Raw genomic sequence first — 26,188 nt, 5'->3', positions numbered from 1 at the left:
AATTGCAATGACATTGCCGATTAATGCACGCCGAAAGCCGGCGCGTTGCAACGGTCGACGACCGGTACGCATACTGGCGACCAGACGATCGAATCGCAGGGGGCCGGGCCGGATGCCAGGACGCAGACTGACCAGAGCCGACCGGCAGCAGATCGCAGCGGGGTTGGCGCAGGGCCTGGATTACGCCGACATCGCCCGGCGCCTGGGCCGCCCCACCTCAACGGTGAGCCGCGAGGTCGCGCGCAACGGCGGGCCGGGCCGCTATCGTGCGGAACTGGCGCAGCTCGCGACCACCCACCGCGCCCAGCGACGGCCGCGTTCGCCGGCGGTGCCGAACCGGATCAGCGAGTGCAGCGGCCCCGATCCAGACGCGCCGGCCGCGTTCGTCACCGATTTCACCGCCGCGCTCATCGACACCGGCTTACCGCGCACGGCCGCCGGTGTGATGGCGTGCCTGTTCACCGCCGAGAACGGCAGTCGCACGGCCGCCGAACTGGCGCAGCACCTCCAGGTCAGCGCGGCGACCATTTCGCACGCGGTCGGTCTCCTGGAGGAACAGGCGCTGATCCGCCGTGGCCGCGACGACCGGGGCAGGCGTCACCGGTATTTCATCGACGAAGACGCGGCCTTTCGCTCCGCGGTGGTCGGCGTCCGCGCCAACCAGCGGCTCGCCGACACCGCGCTGCGCGGCGCCGGCATCTTCGGGGCTGACACCGCTGCCGGAGCCCGGCTCGCGGCGACAGGCCAATTCCTCGAACAGTTCGGCAACGACCTCATCCGGTCCGCAGAGCACTGGCATGCCACCGTCGGTAAAGGGCTCAAGTACGCGCAGGCGGACCACGCATCGACGGAGTGATCACGCAGTTTGCGCCCGCGCGATCTCAGCGAGCGCCGGCCGTGCAGCCGGTACTTGGACTCTAAAATCGCCCGGGTCAGGAGAAGATCGCGTGCACCTGGTCGACGGCCTCGGGGCCGTAGCCGACGGTGCCGACCGGGACCGCGCCGTCGATCGCCTCGATGATCCGCCCGGCCCAAACCGGCCCGAACCCGCCGCACAGTTCAATCAGCTGCGCACCCTCCTCCACCAGACGACGCGCGACCTCGATGCCCTCTTCGGGCTTGTCCACCCCGACGAGAACGGTGCGGCACTCGCCGGTGTCGACGACGTTGAAATCGCCGCCCGAAGTGCTGCCCGCTGCCGTGTAGATGAATCCCCAGTGCGTGAGTGCCATGCGAACCTCCCGTGGTCGTTATCGCCAACACGACCAGCCAAGCAGAAACCGGGCGAGAACGGAGGTGATTCGCACTGCACCGCGCTAGTGGTCAGGGGAGCGCCGCCGCGCGCTTCGCGGGTTTCGCGGCGGGAGCGACGTCGGCGCCCGGGTTGCCGCCGCAGGGGCCCGCGGTGCTCCAGTCGGGATCGACGTCCCGGCACGCGCCGGTGGCCTTCTGGGCCTGCACCATCTCGGCGACGTCGGCGAGCAGGCGCTTCGCGTCGTAGACGATGCCGTTGCGGATCGTCCACTGCACGCCGCCGATGCGCCTGATGTCGCCGGTCTCGGCGTCGAGCCGGGGAGTTCCGGTGCCGTACAGCGTTTTCAAGTCCTGCAACGGGTTCTCGCCGACGATCGCCAGGTCGGCCAGCAGGCCCTCGCGGACGAGCCCGAACTCCGGCTCGGCGCCGGTCGGCTCGGCCAGCGTCCGCGCGGTGCCGGACGTCATCGCCTCGATGGCCTCGATCGGCGACAGCCCGGCCTCCCGCAGCATTTCCAGCTCGGCGATGTTGGCGAAGCCGTACAGGTTGTAGATGAAGCCCGGGTCGGTGCCGCCCGCGATGCGGCCGCCGATCGCCTTGTAGTCGTGGATGAGCTGCATGTACTGCAGGTAGAAGCGCTTCCAGCGCACCTCGTCCTCGGTGCGCCAGTCGTAGTAGAACGAGCCGTGCGCTTCCGGGCTCGGCTCCCAGAAGTTCCACAGCGATGGCAGCGCGAAGCGCGGATGCCACTCCAGGCCGCGCGCCCGCAGCAGGTCCCGGCCGGCCAGGTAGACGCCGAACGTCGGCCCGAACGTCACGCCGTTGTCCAGCTGCCGCGCCAGGTACGACCGCCACTGCGGCGAATCCGGCGGGAAGGTGTAGTCGATGACGTCGGCGACCGCGCGCCAGCGCGACGCCTCGTTCTCGTAGTCGTAGCCCGGCGGCTTCGGGTGCTCGCGGCCTTCCTTGAGCAGCGCCTCGAAGTGGCCGTAGAAGTGGGTCACCGTGCCCAGGCCCAGCCGGCCGGTTTCCAGCGCGTTGAGCTGCGGGTAGATCGGCGGCGAGTGGTGCATGGTGGTGCCCAGCCCGTGCCGCTTCGCCCGGGCGATCGCGGCCTCGATCTCCGGCCGCCCGTATGGGCCCTCGCCGAAGAACTTGATGCCGTCCACGCCGTGCCGCGCGGCCCATTCCACCCAGCGGCGCGCCTTCTCCGGAGAATCGACCGGGCCGTCTTCCCAGCCGCTGCCCGGCGTCTGGTAGTTGACGATGCGCGGCGCCACGATCTCGTCGCGCTCGCTGCGTTCCTTGTCCGCGACGGCATCGGCGTTCTTGGTCAGCGAAACGCCGCGAACCGTGGTGACGCCGTGGCCCAGCCACAGCTTGTACGCGTAGGTCCGCGGCGAACCGCCCGTGCCGCTGTGGGCGTGTTCGTCCACGAACCCGGGCATCAGCCACATGCCCGTCGCGTCGATCTCGTGCTCGGCGTCGTGCGGCGCCCGGTTCGGCGCGAGCGCTTGCGACGGCGCGCCCGCCGGGATGATCTGCTGGATCCGGTTGCCCGCGATGACGATGTCCACCGGGCCGCGCACCTCGCCGCCGGCCCCGACGATCACGTTGACGCCACGGACCACGAGCTTGCGGAACGGGCCGAGTCCTTCGCCCGGGCCGCGCGGCGGGGTCGGCGCATCCGCCGGGACCAGCGCGGCGGCGTCGGCCAGCGCCGGCGTCAGCCCCACCAAACCCGCTGCGGCACCAGCGGATCGCAGCAACGACCGTCTGCTCAGGCCCATGCGGACACTCCTCGCGTCGGCGTCGGTGAACCCGTTCCTCAGTTGACAATCCGTTGAAGATTACGGGCATTTCCGACGCCGCAGCAAGGAAATTGGCGTCCTTCCGGCCGTTCGGCCCAGCGGTGGCTACCGGGGTCGTTTCAGAATGCGACGTCAGCCGCATGCGGTGTGGGACTCAGCTCGCACCGCCGCGGGTTCTCAGACAGTGCCCACCCCGCCGGGGTTCTTGGCGAGGACAGCCCCGATGCCGCGTATTGGTCATACGTAAGTCGGGGCTCCCGCAGTCCAGGCGGCGTCTGTAACTCCCGCAGGGGCCGCCACCCGCACCGCGACGCAAGCCCATTCTGAAATCATCTCTACGGAACCAGTGCGCTGAGCAGGGCTGCCATTGCGAAACCCACCACCGACAGGATGGTTTCCAGCACCGTCCAGCTCTTCAGCATGTCCTTGACCGGGATGCCGAAGTAGCGGCTGATGATCCAGAAGCCGCCGTCGTTGACGTGCGAGGCGATGATCGAACCGGCGGCGATGGCCACCGCGATCAGCGCCAGCTGCGCCTGCGAGTACTCGCCGGCGTGCAGCAGCGGCGCGATGATGCCGCCGGTGGTCACGATCGCCACCGTCGCCGAACCCTGCGCGATGCGCAGCCCGCTGCTGATCACGTATGCCGACACCAGCACCGGCAGCCCGGTGGACTGCAACGACCCGGCCAGCGCCTCGCCGACGCCGGTTTCGGCGAGCACCTTGCCGAAGAACCCGCCCGCGCCGATCACCAGCAGGATCATCCCGAGCGGGCGCAGCGCGGAGCCGGTCAGCTCGGAGATGTCCTTGCCGGTCATCCCGCGCCGCGTGCCAAGCAGCCAGAACGACAGCAGCACCGCGATGGTCAGCGCCACCGTGGGATTGCCGAAGAATGTCAGCACGTTCAGCGCAGTGCTGCCCTTGGGCAGCGTGATGCTGCCGAAGGTGGCGCCGAGGATCAGCACCATCGGCAGGCCGATGATGAACGCGACGGTGCCCAGGCTCGGATCGCGGCGGCCCGCGGCGGCGTTCTTCTCGGCGACCGCGTCGGTCGCGGCCAGCATGTCCTCCGGCACCGGCAGGTAGATGCGGTTGCCGATCCAGACCGGGTAGAGCAGACCGCTGGCGATGAAGGCCGGGATGCCGCAGGCGAAGCCCATCAGGATCACCCAGCCCAGGTCCACCCCGAGCAGCCCGGCGGCCACCACCGGGCCGGGGTGCGGCGGCAGGAACGCGTGCGTCATGGACAGCCCGGCCACCAGCGGCAGGCAGTACAGCAGGATGGATCGCTTGCCCTGCCGGGCCACCACGTACACCAGCGGCGCGAGCACGAAGATGCCGATGTCGAAGAACACCGGGATGCCGAACACCAGACCGGACAGGCCCATCGCCAGCGGCGCGCGCCGTTCGCCGAAGGCGGCGAGCAGCTTGCGGGTCAGCAGCTGCGCGCCGCCGGAGGCCTCCAGCATCGAGCCGAGGATCGTGCCGAGGCCGACGATCGCGGTGATGTGCCCGAGGATTCCGGCGAAACCGCCTTCCAGCAGCGATTCGCTGCTCTTCTGCGCGGTGCCGACGATCTCCTGGACCGACAGGCCGGCGGCCAGCGCGATCAGCAGCCCGGAGACGATCAGGGCGATGAACGGTTCGATGCGGAACTTGATGATCATCAGCAGCAGCACCGCGATGCCGACCGCGCACAACGTGAGCAGGCCGGAGGTTTCGTGCTGCAGCCAGTGGAGGAAGGTGTCCACTGCGGGGGCTCCTAGGGAGGGGGAGGGGAGGGGCCGAGCTTCGGGGTCAGCTCGGGGTTCGGGGGGCCTTGCGCAGTGCGTGGCCTGGGAGTGCGTCGGTGCGGTGGCCGTCGTCGATCACCGGCACGCCGTTGACCAGGACGTAGGGGATGCCGACCGCCTGCTGGCGGGGCTCGTCGAAAGTCGCCGTGTCGGCGACGGTTTCCGGGTCGAACAGCACCAGGTCCGCCGCGAATCCCTCGCGGACCCGGCCCCGGTCGGTCAGGCCGAGCCGGTCGGCCGCGCGGGCGGTCAGGTGCTGGACGCATTCCTCCAGCCCCAGCACTCCGAGCTCGCGCACGTAATGCCCCAGGTAGCGGGGGAAGGTGCCCCATGCGCGCGGATGCGGGCGGGCGCCGACCAGCAGCCCGTCGCTGCCGCCGGTGTGCACCCGGTGGCGCATGATGGCCTGCACGTTCTCCTCGTGGCCGACGTGCATCAGGCACGAACTGCCGAGTTCCTCCGACACCAGCACGTCGAAGTAGAACTCGGTCGGCTGCTGCCCGGCCGCGCGGGCGGATTCGGTGACGGTGCGCCCCACGAGGTGCGCGTTGTCGGCCCGCCGGACGCCGTTGATCTCGATGGTGTCCCAGTCGACCGGCACGCCGTGGCAGCCGTCGGATCCCTCTTCTTCCAGGACGACGCGAATCCTGGTTCGCTGCGCCGGATCGCGCAGCCGCTCCAGGGTGGCCGCCACGCCGCCCTCCATCGCCCAGCTGGGCAGCAGCGCGTGCAGCGACGTGCTGCCCGGCAGGTAGGGATACGTGTCGAGGGTGATGTCACAGCGCTCGGCGAGCGCTTCGTCCAACATGGACAGCAGATCGGCTGCTTTGCCCTTGTTGACGCTGAAGTTCATGGTGGCGTGCGCGAGGTGCAACGGGCAACCGGTGATCTTGCTGATCTCGATCATCTCGGCGTACGCGGCCAGCGCGCCGGCACCGTAGCTGCGGTGGTGCGGGCTGTAGAACCCACCGTGCGCCGCGACCACCTCGCACAGCGAGGCGAGCTCGCCGGTGTCGGCGTACATCCCGGGCGTGTAGGTCAGCCCCGAGGACATGCCGAAGGCGCCCTCCTCCAGCGATTGCCCCAGGACTTGGCGCATCCGGTCGAGTTCGGTGTCGGTGGCCGCCCGGTCTTCGTAGCCGACGCACAGCAGCCGCAGCGTGCCCTGCGGCACCAGGTACGCGGCGTTGGCGGCGATACCGGTGTCGAGCCGGTCGAGGTATTCGGCGACGCTGCGCCAGTTCCAGTCGAATCCCGGCGGATCGTCGTTCCAGCCCGCGATCTGGGCGCGCACCGCGGCCAGCGTGGCGTCGTCCACCGGCGCGTAGGACAACCCGTCCTGCCCGATGACCTCCAGCGTCACGCCCTGCGACACCTTCGCGGTGTGGTCGGGCGCGGCCAGGATCTGCAGGTCCGAGTGCGCGTGCATGTCGATGAAGCCGGGCGCCAGCACCAGGCCGCCGGCGTCGATCGTGCGCTTGCCGCTCAACCGCCCGGGCTCGGCGATCTCGGCGATGCGCCCGCGTTCGATCCCGACGTCGGCGAGGTAACCCGGGCCGCCGTCTCCATCGACGACCCGAGCCCCGTGGACCACGATGTCCATAGTGGAACCTTTCAGAATCAGGAATTCTTTCCAGCGGCTTGCGTGGCGGTGCGGGTAGCGGCCCCCCTGCGGGATTTACCGTCGCCTTCTCGCTGTGGGATCCCCGACATCATGAATGCCAATTCACCACGTCGGGGCTGTCCTCGCTGGGAGAACCCCAGGGGGGTGGGCACCGTGAACCGCCGGCGGTGCGAACTGAGTCCCACACCGCAAGCGGCTGCCGCCGCTTCTGAAAGAAATCTCCTAGTTCGGTTCTCGTCGCACCCGGAGGTGCTTGCGTTGCGCGGGCGTTCTAGAAGAACGTGCGCACCAGGTCGATCACGGTGTCGCCGTCGACGACCGGGATCAAGGTCCACTTGTCGAACACCGTGCAGGGGTGCGACAGGCCGAAGCCGATCCAGTCGCCGACCTGCAGATCGGCGCCCCGCACGGTCAGGAACGCGTGCTGATCGGCCAGCGACGTCACCTCGCACGAACCGGCGGCCAGCTCGCGGATCTCGCCGTCCGCGCCGCGGATCACCTGCGGTTCGGGCAGGTCCTGGTCGAAGGACACGTCCCGGCGGCCCACGGTCAGCAGCGCCAGGCCCTCCTCGGGCCGGGAGGTGACCTGCGCCCACACCCGCATCGCGGGGCGGAACGGCCGTTCCTCGCCGGTCAGCCGGTGTTCGCGGCCGAACGGCGAGCGGACCCGGTAGAAACCGTCGTCGTGCAGCAGGTATCCGCCGCTGCGCAGCACCGGCACCACGGGCAGCCCGGCGGGCCACGGCTCGGTGAAGGCCTCGGCGACCTGGTCGAAGTACGCGCTGCCGCCGCAGGTGACGATCACCTCGTCCAGCCCCGAGAAGTGGCCGGCTTCGGCCAGTTCCGCCACGAGGTCCCGCAACCGGCCCATGTATCCGTCCACTGCGGACAGCGACCGCTCGCTGACGTCGGATCCCAGCGCGCCCTCGTAGCCACCGACGCCGACCAGCCGCAGCATCGGGTTCGTCAGCACGAGGTCGGCGATCTCGCGCGCTTCGGCGATCGTGCGCGCGCCGGTCCGGGCGCCGTCGCTGCCGAGCTCGACCAGCACGTCGACCTGACGCGACGCGCCGTGCCGGGCCAGCGCCTCGGCCATCAGCTGCGCGCCGCGCACCGAGTCCACGAAGCAGCTGAACTCGAACTCGGGGTGGGTGTCCAGCTCGTCGGCCAGCCATGCCAGGCCGCTGGGATCCAGCAGCTGGTTGGCGAGCATGATCCGCTCCACGCCGAACGCCCGGTAGACGCGCAGCTGGCTGAGGTTCGCCGCGGTGATGCCCCACGAGCCGTTCGCCAGCTGCAGTTCGAAGAGCTGCGGCGCCATCGTCGTCTTGCCGTGCGGCGCGAGCTGCAGGCCGTGCTGGGCGCACCAGTCCGCCATGGTCCGCAGGTTGTGCCGCATGGCCGCATCATCGAGCACCAGCAGCGGGCCGACGAATCCCGCTTCGTGCAACTTCGGGCGCTGCGCGAGGAACTCGCCGACGGTGCTGCCGAACGCATCGGACGGCATGCCCTTGAAGCGCCAGTCGATGCGCTCGTCGTGCAGCGCGCGCACCGCTGCGGTGTTGATCCCCCGTGTCGACACGAAGGCCTCCTATTGCGTAGACTGCAACGCCGGTTGCGTAGAATGCCGGGTAGGTATGTACCATCAGCGGCGCAGCACGTCAACGGACGGAGTGGTCGGTGAGCCAGAGCCTCGAACGCGGTCTGACCGTGCTGACCGCACTCGCCGCCGGCCCGCAAACGCTCGACCAGCTCGCGCAGCGCCTGGGCGTGCACAAATCCACCGCGATGCGCCTCCTGCGCACCCTCGAATCGGGCCGCTTCGTGCGGCGCGAGGACGTGCACCACTACCGCCTCGGCAGCGCCCTGTTCGACCTGGCCCACCAAGCCCTGGAAGACCTGGACGTGCGCGGCGTCGCCCGCCCGCACCTGGTCGCGCTGGGCGAGATCAGCGGGCACACGGTGCACCTGGCGACCCTCGAAGACGATCAGGTCGTCTACATCGACAAGGTGGACAGCCGGCACCCCGTGAGGATGTACTCCCGCATCGGCCGGCGCGCGCCGGTGCACTGCACGGCCGTGGGCAAGGCCCTCCTGGCGGACTGGCCGACACAGCAGCGCCGCCGGTTCGTCGAGCAGCTCAGCTACCCGAAGATGACCGCCAACACGATCGACTCGGCCGAGCGGTTCCTGACCGAACTGGACCGGGTGCGAGCCCAGGGCTACGCGGTGGACCGCAGCGAGCACGAGGACTTCATCCACTGCGTCGGGGCGCCGATCCGCAACCACCGCGGCGAAGCCGTCGCCGCCGTGTCACTGTCGGTTCCCAAGGTATTGCTGGACTTCGACGGACTGATGGGTCTCGTCGACGACGTGCTGCGCGCCGCCGGCGAGGTTTCCGCCGAGCTGGGGTGGCAGCAGAAGAACCCGAAAGGAAAGGAAGTCTGATGGCCAGGACTGTGGTCAGCACCGACAAAGCCCCGAAGCCGCCGGCGAGCATCCCGCTGTCGCAGGGCGTCCGCAAGGGCAACATCCTGCAGGTCTCGGGCCAGACCGCCGTGAACCCGGCGACCGGCAAGGTGGTCGAGGGCGGCGTCCCCGAGCAGACCGAGCAGTGCCTGCGCAACATCATCGCGATCCTGGAGGCCGAGGGCGGCTCCCTGGAGGACGTGCTGATGCTGCGGGTGTACCTGACGGACGTCTCGCAGTTCGCGGAGATGAACGAGACCTACGCCCGCGTCGTCGGCGAGCCCTTCCCGGCCCGCACCACGGTCTACGTCGGCCTCCCGGCCGGTCTCCTCGTCGAGATCGACGCTCTGGCAGTGCTTGACTGAATAGCGAAATTGCCATACGCGGCGTCGGGGCTGTCCTCGCGAGAAGGCTTCTGAGAACCCGCGGCGGTGCAAGTTGCGAGGGTGGGCTAAGCGGCTACGCCGCTTGCGTTGGCCTCAGCGCTCGCGGTGTTGGGCGTCGCGGTTGCGGCTTCGGTGCAACGAGATGGAAACGTTGAAGGGCGCCTCCGGCCTGGTCTTCAGGCGGGAGGCGCCCTTCGCTCATTCCTTGCGGCCGGTGACGGCGACGGAGAGACCGAGGCCGATCATGGCGAATCCGCCCGCCTTCTGCACCATCGCCAGGCGGCGCGGTGCGCTGGCGAGCCAGTTGCGGGCCGTGGCCGCGAACAGGCCCCACGCGCTGTCCGAGACCAGCGCGATGGCGATCGGGATCAGGGCGAGCAGCAGCATCTGCACCGGGACGTGGCCCAGCGCGGGATCGACGAACTGCGGGACCACCGCAGTGAAGAAGATGAACGTCTTCGGGTTGGCGACACCCACCACCACGCCCTCCCGCAGCGTCCGCAGGCTGCCGAAGGCCGGCGTCTGCTCCGGCAGCTGTGCCGCCAGCGGGCGACTGCTGCGCAGCGCCTTGATCCCCAGGTAGACGAGGTACACCGCGCCCGCCACCTTGATCGCGGTGAACACCACGATCGACTGCGCCACCACCGCGCCGACGCCGAGCGCCACCGCGGCGGCGACCAGGTAGCACCCGATGGCGTTGCCGACGACACTGGTCAACGCGGTGCGCCTGCCATGAGCCAAGGCCCGGCCGACGACGAACAACACGCTCGGCCCCGGTACCGCGATGATCACCAACGACATCGCCGCGAACACCAGCAACCGATCAACGGAAACCATTCCACGCACCTCCTCGACAAGCTTGGCAAGCCGCCGCGCCGGACGCCAGCGAGTTCCACCGTCCCGTGCGGTGCGGGTTCTACTGTGGACACATGTCGTTGCGTTCATTGCTGGCCTGGAACGTGCTGGTACCGGTGCTCGCGATCGTCGCGCTGGCCATCGCCTGGCCCGGCAAGGGCCTCGGCATAGGCATGGTGGTCGTCCTCGCGCTCCTGCTCGCGGGCGCCGTGCTCACCGCCGTGCACCACGCCGAGCTCATCGCGCACAAGGTGGGCGAACCGTTCGGCTCGCTGGTTCTGGCGGTCGCCGTCACGGTCATCGAGGTCGGGCTGATCGTCACGCTGATGGTCTCCGGCGGCCCGGAGACCGCGACGCTGGCGCGGGACACGATCTTCGCCGCGATCATGATCACCACCAACGGCATCGTCGGGCTGTCCCTGCTGGTGGGCGCCCTGCGCTACGACCTGACGACGTTCAACGCCGAGGGCACCGGCGCGGCGCTGGCGACGGTGGCGACGATGGGCGCGCTGAGCCTGGTGTTCCCGACCTTCACCACGACGGTGCCGGGCCCGGAATACTCGTCGTCGCAACTGGCCTTCGCCGCGGTCGCGTCGATCGTGCTGTACGCCATGTTCGTCTTCACCCAGACCGTCCGGCACCGGGACTTCTTCCTGCCGGTCACCGACGAGGGCACCGTCGCCCCGGAGGACGACCACGCGCCGCCGCCCACCGGCCGCGAGACCCTGCTCAGCATCGTGCTGCTGGTGGTCGCGCTGGTCGCCGTCGTCGGGCTGGCGAAGGTGGAATCCCCGGTGATCGAAGCCGTGGTCGACGCCATCGGGTTCCCGCAGTCCTTCGTCGGTGTCGTGATCGCCATGCTGGTACTGCTGCCGGAGACGATCGCGGCGGTGCGCGCCGCCCGCCGCCGGCGGATGCAGATCAGCCTCAACCTCGGCTACGGCTCGGCGATCGCCAGCATCGGCCTGACCATCCCGGCGATCGTGCTCGCCACGATCTGGCTGGACGGCCCGCTGCACCTCGGCCTGGGCGGAACCCAGCTGGTGCTGTTCACGCTGACGGTCATCGTCAGCGTCCTCACGGTCGTCCCGGGCCGCGCCACCCGCCTCCAGGGCGGCGTCCACCTGGCACTGCTGGCGGCCTTCTTGTTCCTGGCCGTCAACCCGTAGCAACGAGCGAAGGGCACCTCCCGCCGGATCGGCGGGAGGTGCCCTTCGTGCTTCGTCCGGTCAGCGGCGGCCGGCGAACAGCAGGAGGACCGGGCCGATGATGGTGATCGCGCCCGCCACCACGAACACCCCGCCCCAGCCCCACGCCGAGTCGGCGAGGTAGCCGGTCACCAGCGGCGCGAAGATCGAAGCGGATGTCGCGAACATCTGCACCGCGCCCGAGACGGCGCCGTAGCGGGACGCCGGCACCGCTTCGCCCACGATGATCCAGTACTGGGCGCCGGTGAGGTACAGCAGGAACACCACGACGGTCATCACCAGCACCGCGGCGAAGGTGCTGGTCAGCGTCGAGACCAGGGCGAACAGCAGCGCGGTCGCCGTCAGGCAGACGATCACCATCCACCGGCGCGGGGCGGCCGAGTCGCCGACCCGCCGGACGATCCAGTCGGTGGCCACCCCACCGACGATCAGCCCGACGCACCCGCCGACCCACGGGATCGCCCCGGAGATCGCCAGCTCGTCCAGGTCGATGCCCCGCTCCTGCACGAGGTAGTTCGGGAACCAGGACACGAACGTCCACAAGATCCACGCGTAGCCGAAGTACGCGATCGCGGTCGCCCACACCGCGGGCTTGGCCACGCAGCTCCAGAAGCCCGGCGCGTCGGCCTGCTCCTCGACGCTCGCCGCCGCCTGGCCGCCGCGGATCGCCTGCAGCTCGGCGGCGTTGACCTTCGGATGCTGCTCGGGGGAGTCGCGGACGATGGCGAACCAGCCGATCGCGGCCAGGACGCCCAGCGCGCCGAAGACCAGGAACGGGATCCGCCAGTTGCCCTGCGTGGCGTGCATGATGCCGACCACCACCGGCGTGGCGATCGCGCCGCCCAGCGGCGTGGCCGCGTTGGCGATGCCGAGCGCGGTGCCCAGTTCCCGCTTCGGGAACCAGTTGTGCATCAGCTTCGCGGTGACCGTCGCTTGTGGACCCTCGCCGGCGCCGAAGAGGAACCGGATGATCAGCAGGCTGACGAAGCCGACGCCGGCGGCGGTCAGCGCGGTGAACGCCGACCAGGCGATCACCGCCCAGCCCATCACGTTGCGCGGGCCGAACCGGTCGGCCAGCCAGCCGCCGATGAACCCGAACGGCGAGTAGGCGAGCGCGAAGATGCTGGCCAGCCAGCCGAACGCGGCGTTGGAGAAGCCGAACTCGGCGATGATCAGTGGCCCGGCGATGCCGAACGCGGCCCGGTCGGCGTAGTTCAGGCCGAGGATCGCGAAATCCGCCGCCAGCACACCGAAGCGCCGGCGGGTCGGGGTCGTGGTCGTTGCGGTGGTCGTCATGCCGGGGCACCTCCGGTGTGCAGGACGCGTTCGACGACGTCGACCGCGGTGCGGACCTCGTCGAGCGGAACGGACTCGTCGGCGGTGTGCGCGCAGGCGATCGAGCCCGGCCCGAACACCACGGCGGGCACCCCGTCCAAGGCGATCTTGCTCGCGTCGGTGCCGTAACCGACGCCCAGCGGCGCCGCGTCCAGCCCGGATTCGCGCAGGCTCCCGGCCACCGAGCGGACGAACTCCTCGGTCGGGTCGCTGTCCAGCGAGTAGTCGACGATGTGCGGCTCGTGCACCGTCACCGGCCAGCGGTCGGTGAGCTCGGCGCGCAGCTCGGCCCACACCTCGTGCGGGTCCTCACCGCCGACGGTCCGCCGGTCGATGGTCAGCACGCAGCTGTCCGGCAGAACGTTCGGCCCCTGCCCGCCCTCGATCAGGGTGACCGCGAGCGACGGCGGGCCGACGAGCGGGCGGGCCAGCGCGGCCAGTCGCGGGGCGTGCTCGCGTTGCAGGTAGCGCACCACGTCGGCGGCGACCTCGATGGCGTTGGTCTTGTCCCACGGCTGCGAGCTGTGCCCGCCGTCGCCGTGCGCCTCGATGCGGCAGCGCATGCATCCCTTGTGCGCCACCACCATTCGCAGCTCGGTGGGCTCGCCGATGATCGCGCCGACCGGGGTGGGCAGGCCGCTGGCGCGCAGCGCGGTCACGCCGCGGTACAGGTGTTCTTCGTCGACGACGCCGGCGAGCACCACGGTCCGGGGCCGCGGGCCGCCTTCGGCCAGCCGCGCCATCGCGGTCAGGAAGACCGCCAGCGGCGCCTTCGCATCGCACGCCCCTCGCCCGTACAGCCGCCCATCGCGCACCACCGGTTCGAACGGGTCGATCGTCATGCCGTCGGTTTCGACGGTGTCCAAATGGGATTCGAGCAGCAGCGGGCGGTCGTCGTCGCCGGGTAGCGTGACGATCACGTTCCGTCGCCCGTCGAGGACTTCTTCGGTGCGCGCCTGCATTCCGTGTTCGGACGCCCACTGCGCGATGTTCTCGGCGAGCTCGGTTTCGGCCGGTTCCGCGCGTTCTCGCGGATTGATGCTTGGAATGCGAACGAGGTTCGCGAGTAACTCGACCGGATCGGCCACGTCCACCCCTGGAGTCTTTTGTTGTGTGAAGCGAACAAACGCTAAGTCAGCATTCGCAAGTGGTCAAGATCTTGCGGCAAGACAAGGGTTTCGGGTATTTACCGTCCACTGTGCATTGCGCAAAATGCAATTTCGTCCACTGTGCATTGCGCCAAGTGCAATACGTGCGGCCGCGCGGGTCTTTCGGCCGTGCCGACAGGGATGAGGATCACGGATGCTGGCAGCGGACCACGCATCGAAGCGCCAGAGGGATCGACATGAACGCGCCCGAAGTTGCGCGATGGCACCTGGCGGGCGTCTGGTTCGACGCCTGCAAATGCGCCATCCCGTGCCCCTGCTCGTTCGCGCAGCCGCCGACCTACGGCGACTGCGACGGCGTCCTGCTCTGGCACATCCGCACCGGCAATTACGGCGACCTGAAGCTCGGCGGCCTCAACGTCGCGATGCTGGCGTCCTTCACCGGCAACATCTGGACTCGCGAACACAGCGACGCGCGCGCCGCGGTGTTCTTCGACGAACGCGCCGGCGAGGCGCAGCGCGCCGCGCTCCAGACGATCTTCACGGGGCGGGCCGGCGGCTGGCCGCAGCAGTTCGGCGAGCTGTTCGGGCCGGAGATCGTGGCCGTGGAGACGAACGCGATCGAGGCCGTCATCGCCGACGACCTGTCGGCCTGGCGGGTGCGGATCCCCGGCTACGCGGAGGCCGCCGTCACCGCGCTCACCGGCCCCACCAGCGCCGAAGGAGCCCGCGTCCAGGTGCACAACCTGCCCGGCGCGGAGGTCGGCCCCGGTCAGCCGCCTGCCACCTGGGGCCGGGCGACGACCGACCGGGCCGACGCGTTCGGCTTCAGCTGGGAGCGCGTGGGCAATTCCAGCAAGCTCATCCCGTTCGACTGGACGGGACCGGACGGGGCATGACGCGCGTCGCCGCCCAGCGCGGCATCCCGGCCCCGCGCACCTGGTCGCGCGCGGAGCTCGCGCTGGCGGCCGCGCTGCTCGCGCTCGCCGGGCTGGCCTGGCTGATCACCGGTCTCGCGGCGATGCCCGACATGAGCACGGGCATCCTCACCGGTGGGTCGGCCATGTCCGCCATGCCGCTGTTCCTGCTGATCTGGCCGGTGATGATGGCGGCGATGATGCTGCCCGCCAGCACGCCGTTCACCATCGGCGTGCGCCGGCTGGCCGCGGCGCGCCACGCCCGCCGCGGCACCGTTGCCGCCCTGACGGCGGGCTACCTGGTCGTCTGGAGCGCGACCGGCGTGCTCGCCTACGTCGTCCTGCGCGGGTTCGACGAGATCGCGATGCAGGGAGAGGCGGTGTCGGTGCGGGTCGGCGCGGCCGTGCTCATCTTCGCTGGCGCGTACCAGTTCACGCCGCTGAAGCGCTGGTGCCTGGCCCGCTGCCGCTCGCCGCTGGCCCTGCTGGTGCGCCACGGCGACACCGCCGTGCGCAGTCGTACGGGCGCGCTGTGGGTGGGCGTGCACCACGGCGGATACTGCCTCGGCTGCTGCTGGGCGCTGACGGTCGTGCTGATCGCGGCCGGCTCGATGAACCTCGTGTGGATGGCCGTCCTCGCCGCGCTGATCGCGCTGGAGAAAGCGGCCCCGCGAGGCGAGGCCATCGGCTTCGTGCTCGGCGTGGCCGCGATCGGCCTCGGCGTCTTCCTGCTCGTCTGGTGAGCTCAGTACACCGGGCCGGTGTACTTCTCGCCCGGGCCCTGGCCCGGGGCGTCCGGGTGGGCGGAGGCCTCGCGGAACGCGCGCTGCAAGGTCTGCAGTCCGTCGCGGATCGGGCCCGCGTGCGGCCCCAGGTATTCGACGGAAGCGGTGACCAGCCCGGCCAGCGCGGTGATCAACCGACGCGCCTCGTCCAGATCGCGCTCCGCCGCGGTGTCCGGGTCCTCGGCGGCCAGCCCGAGCTTCTCCGCGGCCGCGGACATCAGCATGACCGACGCCCGGCTGATCACCTCGACGCTGGGAACATCCGCGAGCTCGCGGACGTTGAATTCCATATCCGCGTCGGGTACCGGCTCACCAAGCAGGTCGGACGCGTTCGGGGGCGGGGTTGGCTGCGGTTCGGTCACGCCTGCTACCCTGACACGCACGACCAGCCCCTGCGCAGGCGGGGGCGGCAAAGTGGAGTCCCGCTCCCACCCGAGTAGCCGCCACAGGTTTCCGGGTTCCGGTCCTGCCGACGGCGAGAGCCATCGGCGGCACGAACGGTATTGCGGTACCGGTTCGATCGGTTTGGAGTCAGGGTCCCGCGGTCCGCGAGAGCGGAAGCCGACGGGACCTCTGCATTCCGGGGTGAGCTCTACGCGCCGCGGTGCAGTTACTAAGCCATCGAACCGAGGAGGGCCCATCAGCTCCGAGACGCGCATCAACGACCGCATCCGGGTTCCGGAGGTCCGCTTGGTCGGACCGAACGGTGAACAGGTCGGCATCGTCCGCATCGAGGACGCGCTCCGGCTTGCCCAGGAAGCGGATCTGGACCTTGTCGAGGTCGCCCCGCAGGCGCGCCCGCCGGTCTGCAAGCTCATGGACTACGGCAAGTTCAAGTACGAGAGCGCGCAGAAGGCTCGCGAATCGCGTCGCAACCAGCAGCAGACCGTCATCAAGGAGCAGAAGCTCCGGCCGAAGATCGACCCGCACGACTACGAGACGAAGAAGGGCCACGTGACCCGCTTCCTCAACCAGGGTCACAAGGTCAAGGTGACGATCATGTTCCGTGGTCGTGAGCAGTCGCGTCCCGAGTTGGGCTTCCGCCTGCTGCAGCGACTGGCCGACGACGTTTCCGAACTCGGATTCATCGAGGCCAACCCCAAGCAGGACGGCCGAAACATGATCATGGTTCTCGCGCCGCACAAGACGAACAAGACCAAGCCCAAGGCGAACGCTTAAGTCCGCAGGGCTCGTGATGTGACGCCGGGCCGGGACGCAGTCCGCGCCCCCGCCCGGCATCAGTACGAAACGAGGACGAGAAGATGCCGAAGAACAAGACCCACAAGGGCACCTCGAAGCGCTTCAAGGTGACCGGCACGGGCAAGCTGCGGCGCGAGCAGGCCGGTCGTCGGCACATCCTGGAGAAGAAGTCCAGCCGTGTCACCCGCCGGCTCGAGGGCACCGAAGCGGTGGCCAAGGCCGACGTCAAGCGCATCAACCGACTGCTGGGTCGCTGAAACCCGGCCTGCGACAGCAGGTCGGCAACGCAGTTCCAGCTTCCCGCACGGGCGGTTCCCCGCCCCCGATGAGATAACAGGACGGACCCCGTGGCACGCGTCAAGCGGGCAGTCAACGCCCAGAAGAAGCGCCGGACCATTCTCGAGTCGGCCCGTGGTTACCGCGGTCAGCGCTCGCGGCTGTACCGCAAGGCCAAGGAGCAGATGCTCCACTCGATGACCTACGCCTACCGCGACCGGCGGGCCCGCAAGGGTGACTTCCGGAAGCTGTGGATCACCCGCATCAACGCCGCGACCCGGCAGCACGGCCTGAGCTACAACCGGTTCGTGCAGGGCCTGAAGGCCGCCGAGGTCGAGGTCGACCGGAAGATCCTGGCCGAGCTCGCGGTCAACGACCCGCAGGCGTTCGCCGCGCTGGTCGAGGTGGCGCGCAAGAACCTGCCGGAGAGTGTGGCCTGATCACCGAAGGCCCCTCCGCTGCACCGCGACCCGGGACGACGACTCCGCTGACGGAGCGATCGTCCCGGGTCGCGGTCGCTCGCAAGCTCACCCGCCGCGCCGGCCGGGAGAAGGCCGGTGCGTTCCTCGCGGAAGGCGCCCAGGCGGTCGGCGAGGCGCTGACCGCGCACGCCGCCGGGGTGCTGCGGGTGCGCGATGTCTTCGCCACCGAGCAGCTCCGGCACGCAGAGTTCCTGGACCGGGCGCGCGCCGAGTCGGTGCCGGTGCACGTGGTCACCGAGCGGGCGGCAGCGTCGCTGTCGGAGACCGTCACCCCGCAGGGCCTGGTCGCGGTCTGCGACCTGCCGGACACCGCGCTGTCCGCCGCGCTCGCCGAACGCCCGAAGCTGGTCGCGGTGCTGGTCGGCGTGGCCGACCCGGGCAACGCCGGCACGGTGGTCCGGGTCGCGGACGCGGCCGGGGCCGGTGCCGTGCTGTTCGCCGGCGACACCGTCGACGCCTACAACGGCAAGGCGGTGCGGGCATCCACCGGCAGCCTCTTCCACCTGCCGGTCGCGCGGGACCGCGACGTCTCCGCCGTGCTCGCCGCCTGCCGCGCGGCCGGGCTCCGGCTGGTCGGCGCCGACGGCTACGCCACCGGCGATCTCGACACGGCCGACCGCGACGGCGAGCTCGCCGAACCCACGGCGTGGGTGTTCGGCAGCGAGGCCCACGGCCTGCCGGACGAGGTGAAGTCCGAGTTGGACACCACGCTGCGGGTGCCGCTGTACGGGCGCGCCGAAAGCCTGAACCTCGCCACCGCCGCGGCGGTCTGCCTCTACGCCTCCGCCCGCGCCCAGCACCGCTGAGCGCGGCGATTTCACGCGAAATCGCCGCACGCGCTTCGGGGAAGTTGACGATTTCGCGTGAAATCGCGAACCGGCCGGGTCCCGGGGCGCGTGTCGGCACCGGATCTCCGCGAAAAGCGGTTGGGGTCGTCGCATAGAATCTGAGGGTCAGCTTGCGGCTTGAGTCGTATGCCAACGAGCAGGTTCGCCGCCCCCGGGCCACCGGTCCGGGAATCGGGTACTGATGCCTGTCGGATCAACGGGAGTCACGCACTAACGATGTCTGGAGCCAACGACCCGTACGACCCGAAAGAGGTCGCCGCGCTGTCGCCGGAGACGCTGGACCGCGCGGTGGTCGAGGCCAGCAAAGCCTTCGCCGCGGCCACCGACCTCGATGCGCTGGCGACCGTCAAGCCCGCGCACCTCGGGGACCGTTCGCCGCTGCTGACCGCGCGCCGGGAGATCGGCGCGCTGCCGCCGAAGGCGCGATCGGAGGCGGGCAAGCGCGTCAACCAGGCCCGCGAGGCGATCCAGAGCGCCTTCGACGAGCGCCGCGCAGCCCTGCAGGCCGAGCGCGACGAGCGGGTGCTGCGCGAGGAGACCGTCGACGTCACGCTGCCCTGGGACCGCGTCCCGGCCGGCGCGCGGCACCCGATCACGCAGCTCGCCGAGCAGGTCGAAGACACCTTCGTGGCGATGGGCTGGGAGGTCGCCGAGGGTCCCGAGCTGGAGACCGAGTGGTTCAACTTCGACGCGTTGAACTTCGGCAAGGACCACCCGGCCCGCAGCATGCAGGACACCTTCTACGTCGGGCCGGAGAACTCCGGGCTGGTGCTGCGCACCCACACCTCGCCGTCGCAGATCCGCTCGCTGCTGGAGCGCGACCTGCCGGTGTACGTGGTGTGCCCCGGCCGCACCTTCCGCACCGACGAGCTGGACACCACCCACACTCCGGTGTTCTCGCAGGTCGAGGGCCTTGCGGTGGACAAGGGCCTGACGATGGCGCACCTCAAGGGCACGCTGGACGCGTTCGCCCGGGCGATGTTCGGCCCGGACTCCAAGACCCGGTTGCGGCCGTCGTTCTTCCCGTTCACCGAGCCGTCGGCGGAGATGGACGTGTGGTTCCCGGAGAAGAAGGGCGGCGCCGGCTGGGTCGAGTGGGGCGGCTGCGGCATGGTCAACCCGAACGTGCTGCGCGCCTGCGGCGTCGACCCCGAGGTCTACACCGGCTTCGCGTTCGGCATGGGGCTGGAGCGCACGCTGCAGTTCCGCAACGGCATCCCGGACATGCGCGACATCGTCGAGGGCGACGTCCGGTTCACCCAGCCGTTCGGCATCTGATGCCCACCGACACCACCCACCTGAACGAGAGAAAGGCCTGACCAAGTGCGGATTCCGGTTTCCTGGCTGGCCGAGCACCTTGAGCTGCCGGAGGAGACGACCGCGGAGACGCTGGCCGAAGCGTTCATCCGGATCGGGTTGGAGGTCGAGGAGGTCGCCCACCTGACCCAGGTGCGCGGCCCGCTCGTGGCCGGCCGCGTCGCCGCGATCGAGGAACTCACCGAGTTCAAGAAGCCGATCCGGTTCTGCCAGGTCGAGGTCGGTGCGACCGAGTCCGGCGAGCAGCAGGTGCAGGACGTCATCTGCGGCGCCCGCAACTTCCAGGAGGGCGACCTGGTGGTGGTCGCGCTGCCCGGTGCGGTGCTGCCCGGCGACTTCGAGATCACCTCGCGCAAGACTTACGGCAAGGTCAGCGAGGGCATGATCTGCTCGGCCAAGGAGCTGGGCATCGGCGAGGACCACGACGGCATCCTGGTGTTGCCGCCCGGCTCGGCCGATCCCGGGGACGACGCGGTCGAGCTGGTGGGGCTGGACGACTCGATCATCGAGCTGGCCATCACCCCGGACCGCGGCTACTGCTTCTCGGTGCGCGGCCTGGCTCGCGAGCTGTCCAACGCGCTCGACGTGCCGTTCGGCGACCCGGGCACCCGCCCGGTCCCGGCCGACGACCGGCCCTCGCGCGAGGTGGAGTTGCGCGACCCGAGCGCCTGCTCGCGGTTCGTGCTGCGCCGGGTCACCGGCGTCGACCCGACCGCGCCGAGCCCGTGGTGGCTCCGCCGCCGCCTGGCGCTGGCCGGGATGCGGTCCATCTCGCTGGCCGTGGACGTCACCAACTACGTGATGCTGGAGCTCGGCCAGCCGCTGCACGCCTTCGACACCGGGAAGCTGACTGGTGCGCTGGTGGTGCGCCGCGCCGAGCAGGGCGAGAAGCTGACCACTTTGGACGGTCTGAGCCGCGAGCTGGACCCGGACGACATCGTGATCTGCGACGACACCGGCCCGGTGTCACTGGCGGGCGTGATGGGCGGCGAGTCCACCGAGATCGGCCACAACACGCATGACGTGCTGCTGGAGGCGGCGAACTGGGATCCGGCCAGCATCGCCCGCACCATCCGCAGGCACAAGCTGCCCAGCGAGGCGGGCAAGCGCTTCGAGCGGACGGTGGACCCGGCGATCGCGGCGGTGGCCACCGAGCTGGCCGCGCAGCTGCTGGTCCGCTACGGCGAGGGCACCATCGCGCCGGGCCGCACCGACGTGGGCGAGCCGACGCAGCCCAAGCCGGTGACCATGCCGCTGGCGCTGCCGGACAAGATCGCCGGGGTGTACTACGACCGCGGCGTGACCGCCCGGCGGCTGGGCCAGATCGGCTGCCGCATCGAGGTCGGCACGTCCGACGAGGGCGTCGGCCTGGTCACCGCGACGCCGCCGACCTGGCGGCCGGACCTGAAGCAGCCGTACGACCTGGTCGAGGAAGTGCTGCGCCTGGAGGGGTACCACACGATCCCCTCGGTGCTGCCCGCCGCGCCGCCCGGACGAGGGCTCACCGCCGAGCAGCGCCGCGAGCGCGCGGTCTCCCGCGCGCTGGCCGGTGAGGGCTACGTCGAGGTGCTGCCGTTCCCGTTCGTCGGCAAGGCGACGCTGGACGACTTCGGCCTCGCCGAGGACGATCCGCGGCGGCGCACCATGACGGTGCTCAATGCGTTGGAGAGCGACCGGTCGCTGCTGACCACGACGCTGCTGACCGGGCTGGCGGAAACCTTGCAGCGCAACGTTTCCCGAGGCCAGCGCGATCTCGCGTTGTTCCACATCGGACAGGTCGTGCAGCCCGCGGAGAACCAGCCCGCGGTGCCTGCGGTCGGCGTGGCCGGGCGGCCCAGCGACGAGGAGCTCGCCGCGCTGCACGCGTCGCTGCCGGCGCAGCCGACGCACGTCGCCGTGATGCTGGGCGGCAACCGCGAGCAGGCCGGCTGGTGGGGCAAGGGCCGCGAGGCGAACTGGGCGGACGCGGTGCAGGCCGCGCGCGTCGTCGCCGAGGCCGCCGGCGTGGAGCTGACCGTGCGCGCGGGCGAGCTCGCGCCGTGGCACCCGGGCCGGTGCGCGCAGCTGAAGGCCGGTGACGTCGTCGTCGGTCACGCCGGTGAGCTGCACCCGAAGGTCGTCGAGGCGCTGGGCCTGCCGAAGCGGACCTGCGCGATGGAGCTCGACCTGGACGCCCTGCCGCTGACCGATCGCCGCCCGGCGCCGCAGATCTCGGCGTACCCGCCGGTGCTGATGGACATCGCCCTCGTGGTGGACGAGGGCGTGGCCGCGGCCGACGTGATCGACGCGGTCCGCGCCGGCGGCGGCGAGCTGCTGGAGGACATCCGGCTGTTCGACGTCTACGAGGGCGAGCAGCTCGGCGAGGGCAAGAAGTCGCTGGCCCTGGCGCTGCGTTTCCGCGCTTCGGACCGGACGCTCAAGCAGGAGGAGGCCACCGAGGCCCGCGACGCGGCGGTGCGAGCCGCCACCGAGCGCCTTGGCGCCAGCCTCCGCGCCTGATTGTCGGGGGCCCGGATTCCGGTGATCCGGGCCCCAGTTTCGAGGAGCGGCCGTGGTCAAGCTGGATCGGTTGATCAACGTTCTCGGCGGCTTCGGGGCCCGGTTGGGCAACGCCCCGCGAACCAGGTCGACGGAACTGCGGTCGGTGGCGCTGCACGACCCGGCCGATCCCGCCGCAGGCGGTGAGGACGTCCTGCTCGCCGTCGGTGTCGACGCCGACGGTGCGGCGGAGCTGCTTTCGAATACCCGCGCCGAAGTGGTCGTGCTGCGCTGCACCGATCTCGGCGAGCAGGCGCTCGCGACGGCTCGCGACCGAGACGTGACGGTCGTGCTCGTCGACCCGGCCGTGTCGTGGGGACAGCTGGCGGGCGTGATCTACGGGCTGGTGCTCGAAGGCCGCGAAACCGAGGCGGGGCGGGGCCCGACCGACCTGTTCGCACTGGCCGACGCGCTCGCGGACTCGGTCGGCGGCCCGGTGACGATCGAGGACCACCGCTCCGGCGTGCTCGCGTACTCCAGTCGGCAGCACAGCGCCGACCGGGCCCGCCTGGCCACGATCCTGGGGCGGCGGGTGCCGGCGGAGATCCGGCGGAAGCTGACCGAGCGCGGCGTGTTCCGGCACCTGGAGACCTCCGACGAACCTCTCTTCGTGGCGCCGCTGGAGCCGGAATCCCTGCACGGCCGGGCGGTCGTGGCGGTCCGCGCGGGCAAGGAGCTGCTGGGCTCGATCTGGGTGGTGACGGAGCACGCGCTCACGGACGCGCACCAGGCCGCGCTGGTCAGCGGGGCGCGCACCGCGGCGCTGCACCTGCTCCGCGCGCGGGCCAGCGCGGATCTGGAGCGGCAGGTCGAATCCGACCTGGTCACCGGGCTGCTGGAGGGACACGAGGACCCCGCCGCGGTGTTGAGCCGCCTCGGCCTGCGCAGTGCGAGGTACCGCGTGGTGGCGGTGCAGGTGCACACCGGTGGCGCGCCGGAGGCCGCCCCGCTGCTCGCCTTCGAGCGGGCGACGACCGGTTTCGGCTGGTCGCGGCCGGGGCGCAGCGCGCTGTTCGCGAACACCGTCTACACGATCTTGCCGCACGAGGACGCCGAGCCGGCGTGCGAATGGGCGCGGGCCCTGGTCCGGGAACTCGCCGGCGATGCGACGGTCCTCGTCGGCGTGGGTGGCCCGGCCGAGCCGGCGCAGCTGGTGGACAGCAGGCAGGAAGCCGACGAGAGCCTGGCGATCCACGCGACGCGGGCGGACCGGGTCGCGGCCGTGGTTTACGACGAGGCGTGGCACGAGATCTTGCTGCGGCGGCTGCGGCACGCCGCGTCGACCGGGCGGGCGCCGGATCGCGGTCCCGTCGTCGAGCTCCGCCGCCACGACCGAGAGCACGGCACGAGCTACGTCGAGACGCTGCGGGCGTGGCTGGAGTGCCAGGGCGATTTGGGTGCCGCGGCGGCGCGGCTGGAGGTCCACCCGAACACGGTCCGGTACCGGATGCGGAAGATGGCCGAGCTGACGCCGCTGGCCCTGGACGATCCCGACGCCCGGCTGGCGATGATCATCGCGCTCGCCGTGTAGTCGGTTCCGGCCAATCCGGCCGCCACGATTTGTGCGATTCCGACACTGGCGCGGCGGCGCGACGCGGGCAGGCTCCACCTCAAGACGTTTCGAGGAGGAAGCATGCGCGAGGACGGGATCGACGGGGTTCCGCGCCGGGCCGTGGTGATCGGCGCGGGTGTGGTCGGCTTGTCGACCGCTTGGTTCTTGCAGGAGCACGGCGTCGAGGTCACGGTGCTGGACCGGACGGACGTGGCGGCCGGTGCGTCCTGGGGCAACGCCGGCTACCTCTCGCCGGGTTTCTCGATCCCGCTGCCGGAGCCGAGCGTGCTGCGCTACGGGTTGCGGTCGCTGTTCGACCGGGACGCGCCGCTGTACGTGCCGACCTCGGTGGATCCCGGGCTGTGGTCGTTCCTCGCCGGTTTCGCCCGGCGGTGCACGCCCCGGGCCTGGCAGCGGTCGATGCGCGCGTTCGTCCCGATGAACGCCGAGTGCCTGGACGCCTTCGACTCGCTGACCGCCGGCGGCGTGTCCGCGCCGACCGTGCCCGCGCCGATCACGGCGGCGTTCGAGAAGCCCGAGCAGGTCGCCGAGCTGCGGCACGAGTTCGAGCAGATCCGCCGCTGCGGCCAGGAGGTCGAGGTCCGCGAACTGTCCACTTCGGACGTCGATGTGCCGCAGCTGTCGTCGCGCATCGCGGCGGTGCTGCGGGTGGAAGGGCAGCGCTACGTGGATCCCGGCGAGTTCACCCGGAGCCTGGCGAAGTCGGTGGTGGAGCGCGGCGGCACGCTGCGCACCGGGTTCCGCGTGCGCGAGGTGCTGCGCGGCTCCGGGCAGGTGACCGTCAAGTCGGAGCAGGACGAGCGGGTGTCGGCCGAGGTGGTCGTGCTGGCCACCGGCTCGTGGCTGAGCCGGCTGGCGAAACCACTGGGCGTCCGGACGCCGGTGCGGGCCGGGCGCGGTTACTCGTTCACGGTACCGACCGAGCAGCCGGTTCCGGGCCCGATCTACCTGCCCGCGGCGCGCGTGGCCTGCACGCCGTATCAGGGCGGCCTTCGGGTGGCGGGAACGATGGAGTTCCGCTCGGCGGACGATCCGCTGGACCGCCGCCGCATCGAAGCGATCGTGCGCTCCGCGCGCCCGCTGCTGAAGGGCGTCGGCTGGGACGAACGCCGCGACGAGTGGGTCGGCGGCCGACCGGTGACGCCCGACGGCCTGCCGCTGATCGGCGCGACGAAGATGTCCGGCGTCTACGTCGCGGGCGGCCACGGCATGTGGGGCCTGACCCTGGGCCCGCTGACCGGGCGCCTGCTGGCGGAGCAGATCACCACCGGCAAGCGCCCGGCGCTCCTGCAGCCGTTCGACCCGCTGCGATGAGCACCGACCTGACGGCCGTGGAACGAGCGGAACTCGACCGCCTCCGCCGCGAGAACCAGCTGCTACGAGTGGAAAAGGAGATGCTGCTGCGAATCGCCACGGAATACGCCCTGGAGCGGCGCAGCCGAGTCGTACCAGGCTGACGCGCGGCCGAAGTGGATCTCTCCCGAACCGCACCTCAGCCGATCGACTTCCTGGCAGGATGTCCGGGTGGTCGGAGCCGGGGGTGCGCGGAGCCTGCAGGAGATCCTGCGGCAGCGGCAGGGCAACGAGTTCGTCGGCCGCAGTCTGCAGTGCAGCGTCTTCCGCACGAACCTGCAATTGCCGCCGGTGGACCGCAAGTTCGTGTTCGGCCTGCACGGGCAGGCGGGTATCGGCAAGACGTTCCTGCTGCGCCAGCTCCGGGAGACCTCGCTGCAGCACGACGCGCTGGTCGCGGTCACCGACGACAACGAGTCGAACCTGGTGGCGGCGATGGGCGCGATCTCCCGCCAGCTGGCCGGGCAGGGCGGCGAGACCCGCAGCTTCGCCCAGCGCCTCAAGGAATACGAAGGCAGGCACGACGACGTGCTGTCCGATCCGCAGGCGCCGTCGGAGGCCCGGGAACTGGTGATGTCGACGGCGATCCGGTTCGGCCTCGGTGTGGTGCGCATGGCCGCACCGGGGCTCGGGCCGGTCGCCGACGCCGTCCCGCCGGAGAAGCTCCAGGCGTGGATGGAGCAGTGCCGGGGCTACCTCGCGCGGAAGTTCGGCAGCCAGGCCGATGTCCGGTTGCTGCTGTCGCCCGTCGAGGAGCTCACTCCGTTCCTCGTCGACGACCTGCGGAAGATCGCCCAGCACCGGCAGCTGGTGATGCTGTTCGACAACTACGAGAGGACCTCCGAGGTCATCGAGCCGTGGCTGCTGCGCATGCTGCAGGGGCACTACGGAGAACTCCCGCTCAACCTGCTCCTCGGCATCGCCGGACAGCACCCGCTCGATCCCAACAGCTGGGGCGAGTACTCGTCGATCACCGTGACCTGGCGGCTCGACCCGTTCACGTCCGAGGAAGCCAGAACCCTGCTGAATCGCAGGGGAGTCCTCGATCCCGGCCTGG

24 protein-coding genes and 1 pseudogene are annotated in these 26,188 nt (G+C 70.6%); 16 read left to right on the top strand and 9 right to left on the bottom strand.

Features of this window, described 5'->3' with window-relative positions; all coding sequences use genetic code 11:
• Positions 1 to 112: 112 nt before the first annotated feature.
• Both AB0I53_RS19895 and AB0I53_RS19890 read left to right on the top strand, forming a co-directional pair.
• Positions 113 to 283 (top strand): annotated as a pseudogene (locus AB0I53_RS19895) (helix-turn-helix domain-containing protein); the annotation flags it as partial.
• A gap of 45 nt (positions 284 to 328) precedes the next feature.
• Positions 329 to 856, top strand: a complete 528-nt coding sequence (locus AB0I53_RS19890) for a helix-turn-helix domain-containing protein (protein WP_358604833.1) — start codon at positions 329 to 331, stop codon at positions 854 to 856.
• A gap of 76 nt (positions 857 to 932) precedes the next feature.
• Here the strand turns inward: AB0I53_RS19890 and AB0I53_RS19885 are convergent, their stop codons facing one another.
• From AB0I53_RS19885 to AB0I53_RS19865, 5 genes are all read right to left on the bottom strand, one after another.
• Complete coding sequence (locus tag AB0I53_RS19885; RefSeq protein WP_093266828.1) at positions 933 to 1,232, bottom strand: DUF6506 family protein; 300 nt, start codon at positions 1,230 to 1,232, stop codon at positions 933 to 935.
• A gap of 91 nt (positions 1,233 to 1,323) precedes the next feature.
• Positions 1,324 to 3,045, bottom strand: coding sequence for an amidohydrolase (locus AB0I53_RS19880; RefSeq protein ID WP_358604661.1), 1,722 nt, complete (start codon positions 3,043 to 3,045; stop codon positions 1,324 to 1,326).
• Between the two features lie 356 nt (positions 3,046 to 3,401).
• Complete coding sequence (locus tag AB0I53_RS19875; protein ID WP_358604658.1) at positions 3,402 to 4,817, bottom strand: gluconate:H+ symporter; 1,416 nt, start codon at positions 4,815 to 4,817, stop codon at positions 3,402 to 3,404.
• A 46-nt stretch (positions 4,818 to 4,863) separates the two neighbouring features.
• Complete coding sequence (locus AB0I53_RS19870) at positions 4,864 to 6,462, bottom strand: D-aminoacylase (protein WP_358604655.1); 1,599 nt, start codon at positions 6,460 to 6,462, stop codon at positions 4,864 to 4,866.
• A gap of 292 nt (positions 6,463 to 6,754) precedes the next feature.
• Positions 6,755 to 8,065 (bottom strand): amino acid deaminase, encoded by a 1,311-nt coding sequence (locus tag AB0I53_RS19865; protein WP_358604652.1) that lies wholly within the window; start codon positions 8,063 to 8,065, stop codon positions 6,755 to 6,757.
• A gap of 98 nt (positions 8,066 to 8,163) precedes the next feature.
• On the opposite strand from AB0I53_RS19865, the gene AB0I53_RS19860 reads away from it, so the two are divergent.
• Together AB0I53_RS19860 and AB0I53_RS19855 are read left to right on the top strand one after the other, a co-directional pair.
• Entirely contained in the window at positions 8,164 to 8,931 is a 768-nt protein-coding gene (locus tag AB0I53_RS19860; protein ID WP_358604649.1) for an IclR family transcriptional regulator, read from the top strand.
• Entirely contained in the window at positions 8,931 to 9,317 is a 387-nt protein-coding gene (locus AB0I53_RS19855; RefSeq protein WP_358604646.1) for a Rid family detoxifying hydrolase, read from the top strand. The genes AB0I53_RS19860 and AB0I53_RS19855 overlap by 1 nt, the downstream gene beginning before the upstream one ends.
• Before the next feature lie 219 nt (positions 9,318 to 9,536).
• Here the strand turns inward: AB0I53_RS19855 and AB0I53_RS19850 are convergent, their stop codons facing one another.
• Complete coding sequence (locus AB0I53_RS19850; protein ID WP_358604643.1) at positions 9,537 to 10,175, bottom strand: LysE family translocator; 639 nt, start codon at positions 10,173 to 10,175, stop codon at positions 9,537 to 9,539.
• Between the two features lie 92 nt (positions 10,176 to 10,267).
• On the opposite strand from AB0I53_RS19850, the gene AB0I53_RS19845 reads away from it, so the two are divergent.
• Positions 10,268 to 11,362 carry an ionic transporter y4hA gene (locus AB0I53_RS19845; protein WP_358604640.1) on the top strand — a complete coding sequence of 365 codons (1,095 nt, stop codon included), beginning with the start codon at positions 10,268 to 10,270 and terminating at the stop codon, positions 11,360 to 11,362.
• Between the two features lie 60 nt (positions 11,363 to 11,422).
• Here the strand turns inward: AB0I53_RS19845 and AB0I53_RS19840 are convergent, their stop codons facing one another.
• Both AB0I53_RS19840 and AB0I53_RS19835 read right to left on the bottom strand, forming a co-directional pair.
• On the bottom strand, positions 11,423 to 12,697 hold the full coding sequence (locus AB0I53_RS19840; protein WP_358604637.1) for an MFS transporter: 1,275 nt from the start codon (positions 12,695 to 12,697) through the stop codon (positions 11,423 to 11,425).
• Positions 12,694 to 13,824 carry a M20 family metallopeptidase gene (locus tag AB0I53_RS19835; protein ID WP_358604634.1) on the bottom strand — a complete coding sequence of 377 codons (1,131 nt, stop codon included), beginning with the start codon at positions 13,822 to 13,824 and terminating at the stop codon, positions 12,694 to 12,696. Before AB0I53_RS19835 ends, AB0I53_RS19840 begins: the two co-directional genes overlap by 4 nt.
• A gap of 257 nt (positions 13,825 to 14,081) precedes the next feature.
• On the opposite strand from AB0I53_RS19835, the gene AB0I53_RS19830 reads away from it, so the two are divergent.
• Positions 14,082 to 14,741, top strand: a complete 660-nt coding sequence (locus AB0I53_RS19830) for a DUF1326 domain-containing protein (protein WP_358604631.1) — start codon at positions 14,082 to 14,084, stop codon at positions 14,739 to 14,741.
• Positions 14,738 to 15,502, top strand: a complete 765-nt coding sequence (locus tag AB0I53_RS19825; RefSeq protein WP_358604628.1) for a DUF2182 domain-containing protein — start codon at positions 14,738 to 14,740, stop codon at positions 15,500 to 15,502. The genes AB0I53_RS19830 and AB0I53_RS19825 overlap by 4 nt, the downstream gene beginning before the upstream one ends.
• A gap of 2 nt (positions 15,503 to 15,504) precedes the next feature.
• On the opposite strand, the gene AB0I53_RS19820 is transcribed toward AB0I53_RS19825, so the two are convergent.
• A complete protein-coding gene (locus AB0I53_RS19820; protein ID WP_358604830.1) occupies positions 15,505 to 15,834 on the bottom strand; it encodes a DUF1844 domain-containing protein in 330 nt (109 codons plus the stop codon).
• Between the two features lie 295 nt (positions 15,835 to 16,129).
• Here AB0I53_RS19820 and infC point away from each other — a divergent pair, with 295 nt between their 5' ends.
• The 9 genes from infC to AB0I53_RS19775 all read left to right on the top strand — a co-directional run bounded on the left by infC (position 16,130) and on the right by AB0I53_RS19775 (position 25,235).
• Complete coding sequence (gene infC / locus AB0I53_RS19815) at positions 16,130 to 16,723, top strand: translation initiation factor IF-3 (protein WP_093266843.1); 594 nt, start codon at positions 16,130 to 16,132, stop codon at positions 16,721 to 16,723.
• 83 nt (positions 16,724 to 16,806) lie between these two features.
• A complete protein-coding gene (gene rpmI, locus AB0I53_RS19810) occupies positions 16,807 to 17,001 on the top strand; it encodes a 50S ribosomal protein L35 (RefSeq protein ID WP_010313612.1) in 195 nt (64 codons plus the stop codon).
• 90 nt (positions 17,002 to 17,091) lie between these two features.
• Positions 17,092 to 17,460 (top strand): 50S ribosomal protein L20, encoded by a 369-nt coding sequence (gene rplT / locus AB0I53_RS19805; RefSeq protein ID WP_358604625.1) that lies wholly within the window; start codon positions 17,092 to 17,094, stop codon positions 17,458 to 17,460.
• 47 nt (positions 17,461 to 17,507) lie between these two features.
• A complete protein-coding gene (locus AB0I53_RS19800; RefSeq protein WP_358604827.1) occupies positions 17,508 to 18,308 on the top strand; it encodes an RNA methyltransferase in 801 nt (266 codons plus the stop codon).
• 258 nt (positions 18,309 to 18,566) lie between these two features.
• Positions 18,567 to 19,628, top strand: a complete 1,062-nt coding sequence (pheS, locus tag AB0I53_RS19795) for a phenylalanine--tRNA ligase subunit alpha (protein ID WP_358604622.1) — start codon at positions 18,567 to 18,569, stop codon at positions 19,626 to 19,628.
• Between the two features lie 45 nt (positions 19,629 to 19,673).
• Complete coding sequence (pheT, locus tag AB0I53_RS19790; protein ID WP_358604619.1) at positions 19,674 to 22,166, top strand: phenylalanine--tRNA ligase subunit beta; 2,493 nt, start codon at positions 19,674 to 19,676, stop codon at positions 22,164 to 22,166.
• Positions 22,167 to 22,218: 52 nt separating this feature from the next.
• Positions 22,219 to 23,736 (top strand): helix-turn-helix domain-containing protein, encoded by a 1,518-nt coding sequence (locus AB0I53_RS19785; RefSeq protein WP_358604616.1) that lies wholly within the window; start codon positions 22,219 to 22,221, stop codon positions 23,734 to 23,736.
• A gap of 102 nt (positions 23,737 to 23,838) precedes the next feature.
• Entirely contained in the window at positions 23,839 to 25,092 is a 1,254-nt protein-coding gene (locus AB0I53_RS19780; RefSeq protein WP_358604613.1) for an FAD-dependent oxidoreductase, read from the top strand.
• Positions 25,089 to 25,235, top strand: a complete 147-nt coding sequence (locus AB0I53_RS19775) for a hypothetical protein (RefSeq protein ID WP_358604610.1) — start codon at positions 25,089 to 25,091, stop codon at positions 25,233 to 25,235. The genes AB0I53_RS19780 and AB0I53_RS19775 overlap by 4 nt, the downstream gene beginning before the upstream one ends.
• Positions 25,236 to 26,188: the final 953 nt, after the last annotated feature.

The organism is Saccharopolyspora sp. NPDC050389, from assembly GCF_040655595.1.
Taxonomy (GTDB): domain Bacteria; phylum Actinomycetota; class Actinomycetes; order Mycobacteriales; family Pseudonocardiaceae; genus Saccharopolyspora.
The sequence above is the reverse complement of the archived record's forward strand: the minus strand, read 5'-3'. Positions and strand labels throughout refer to the sequence as shown.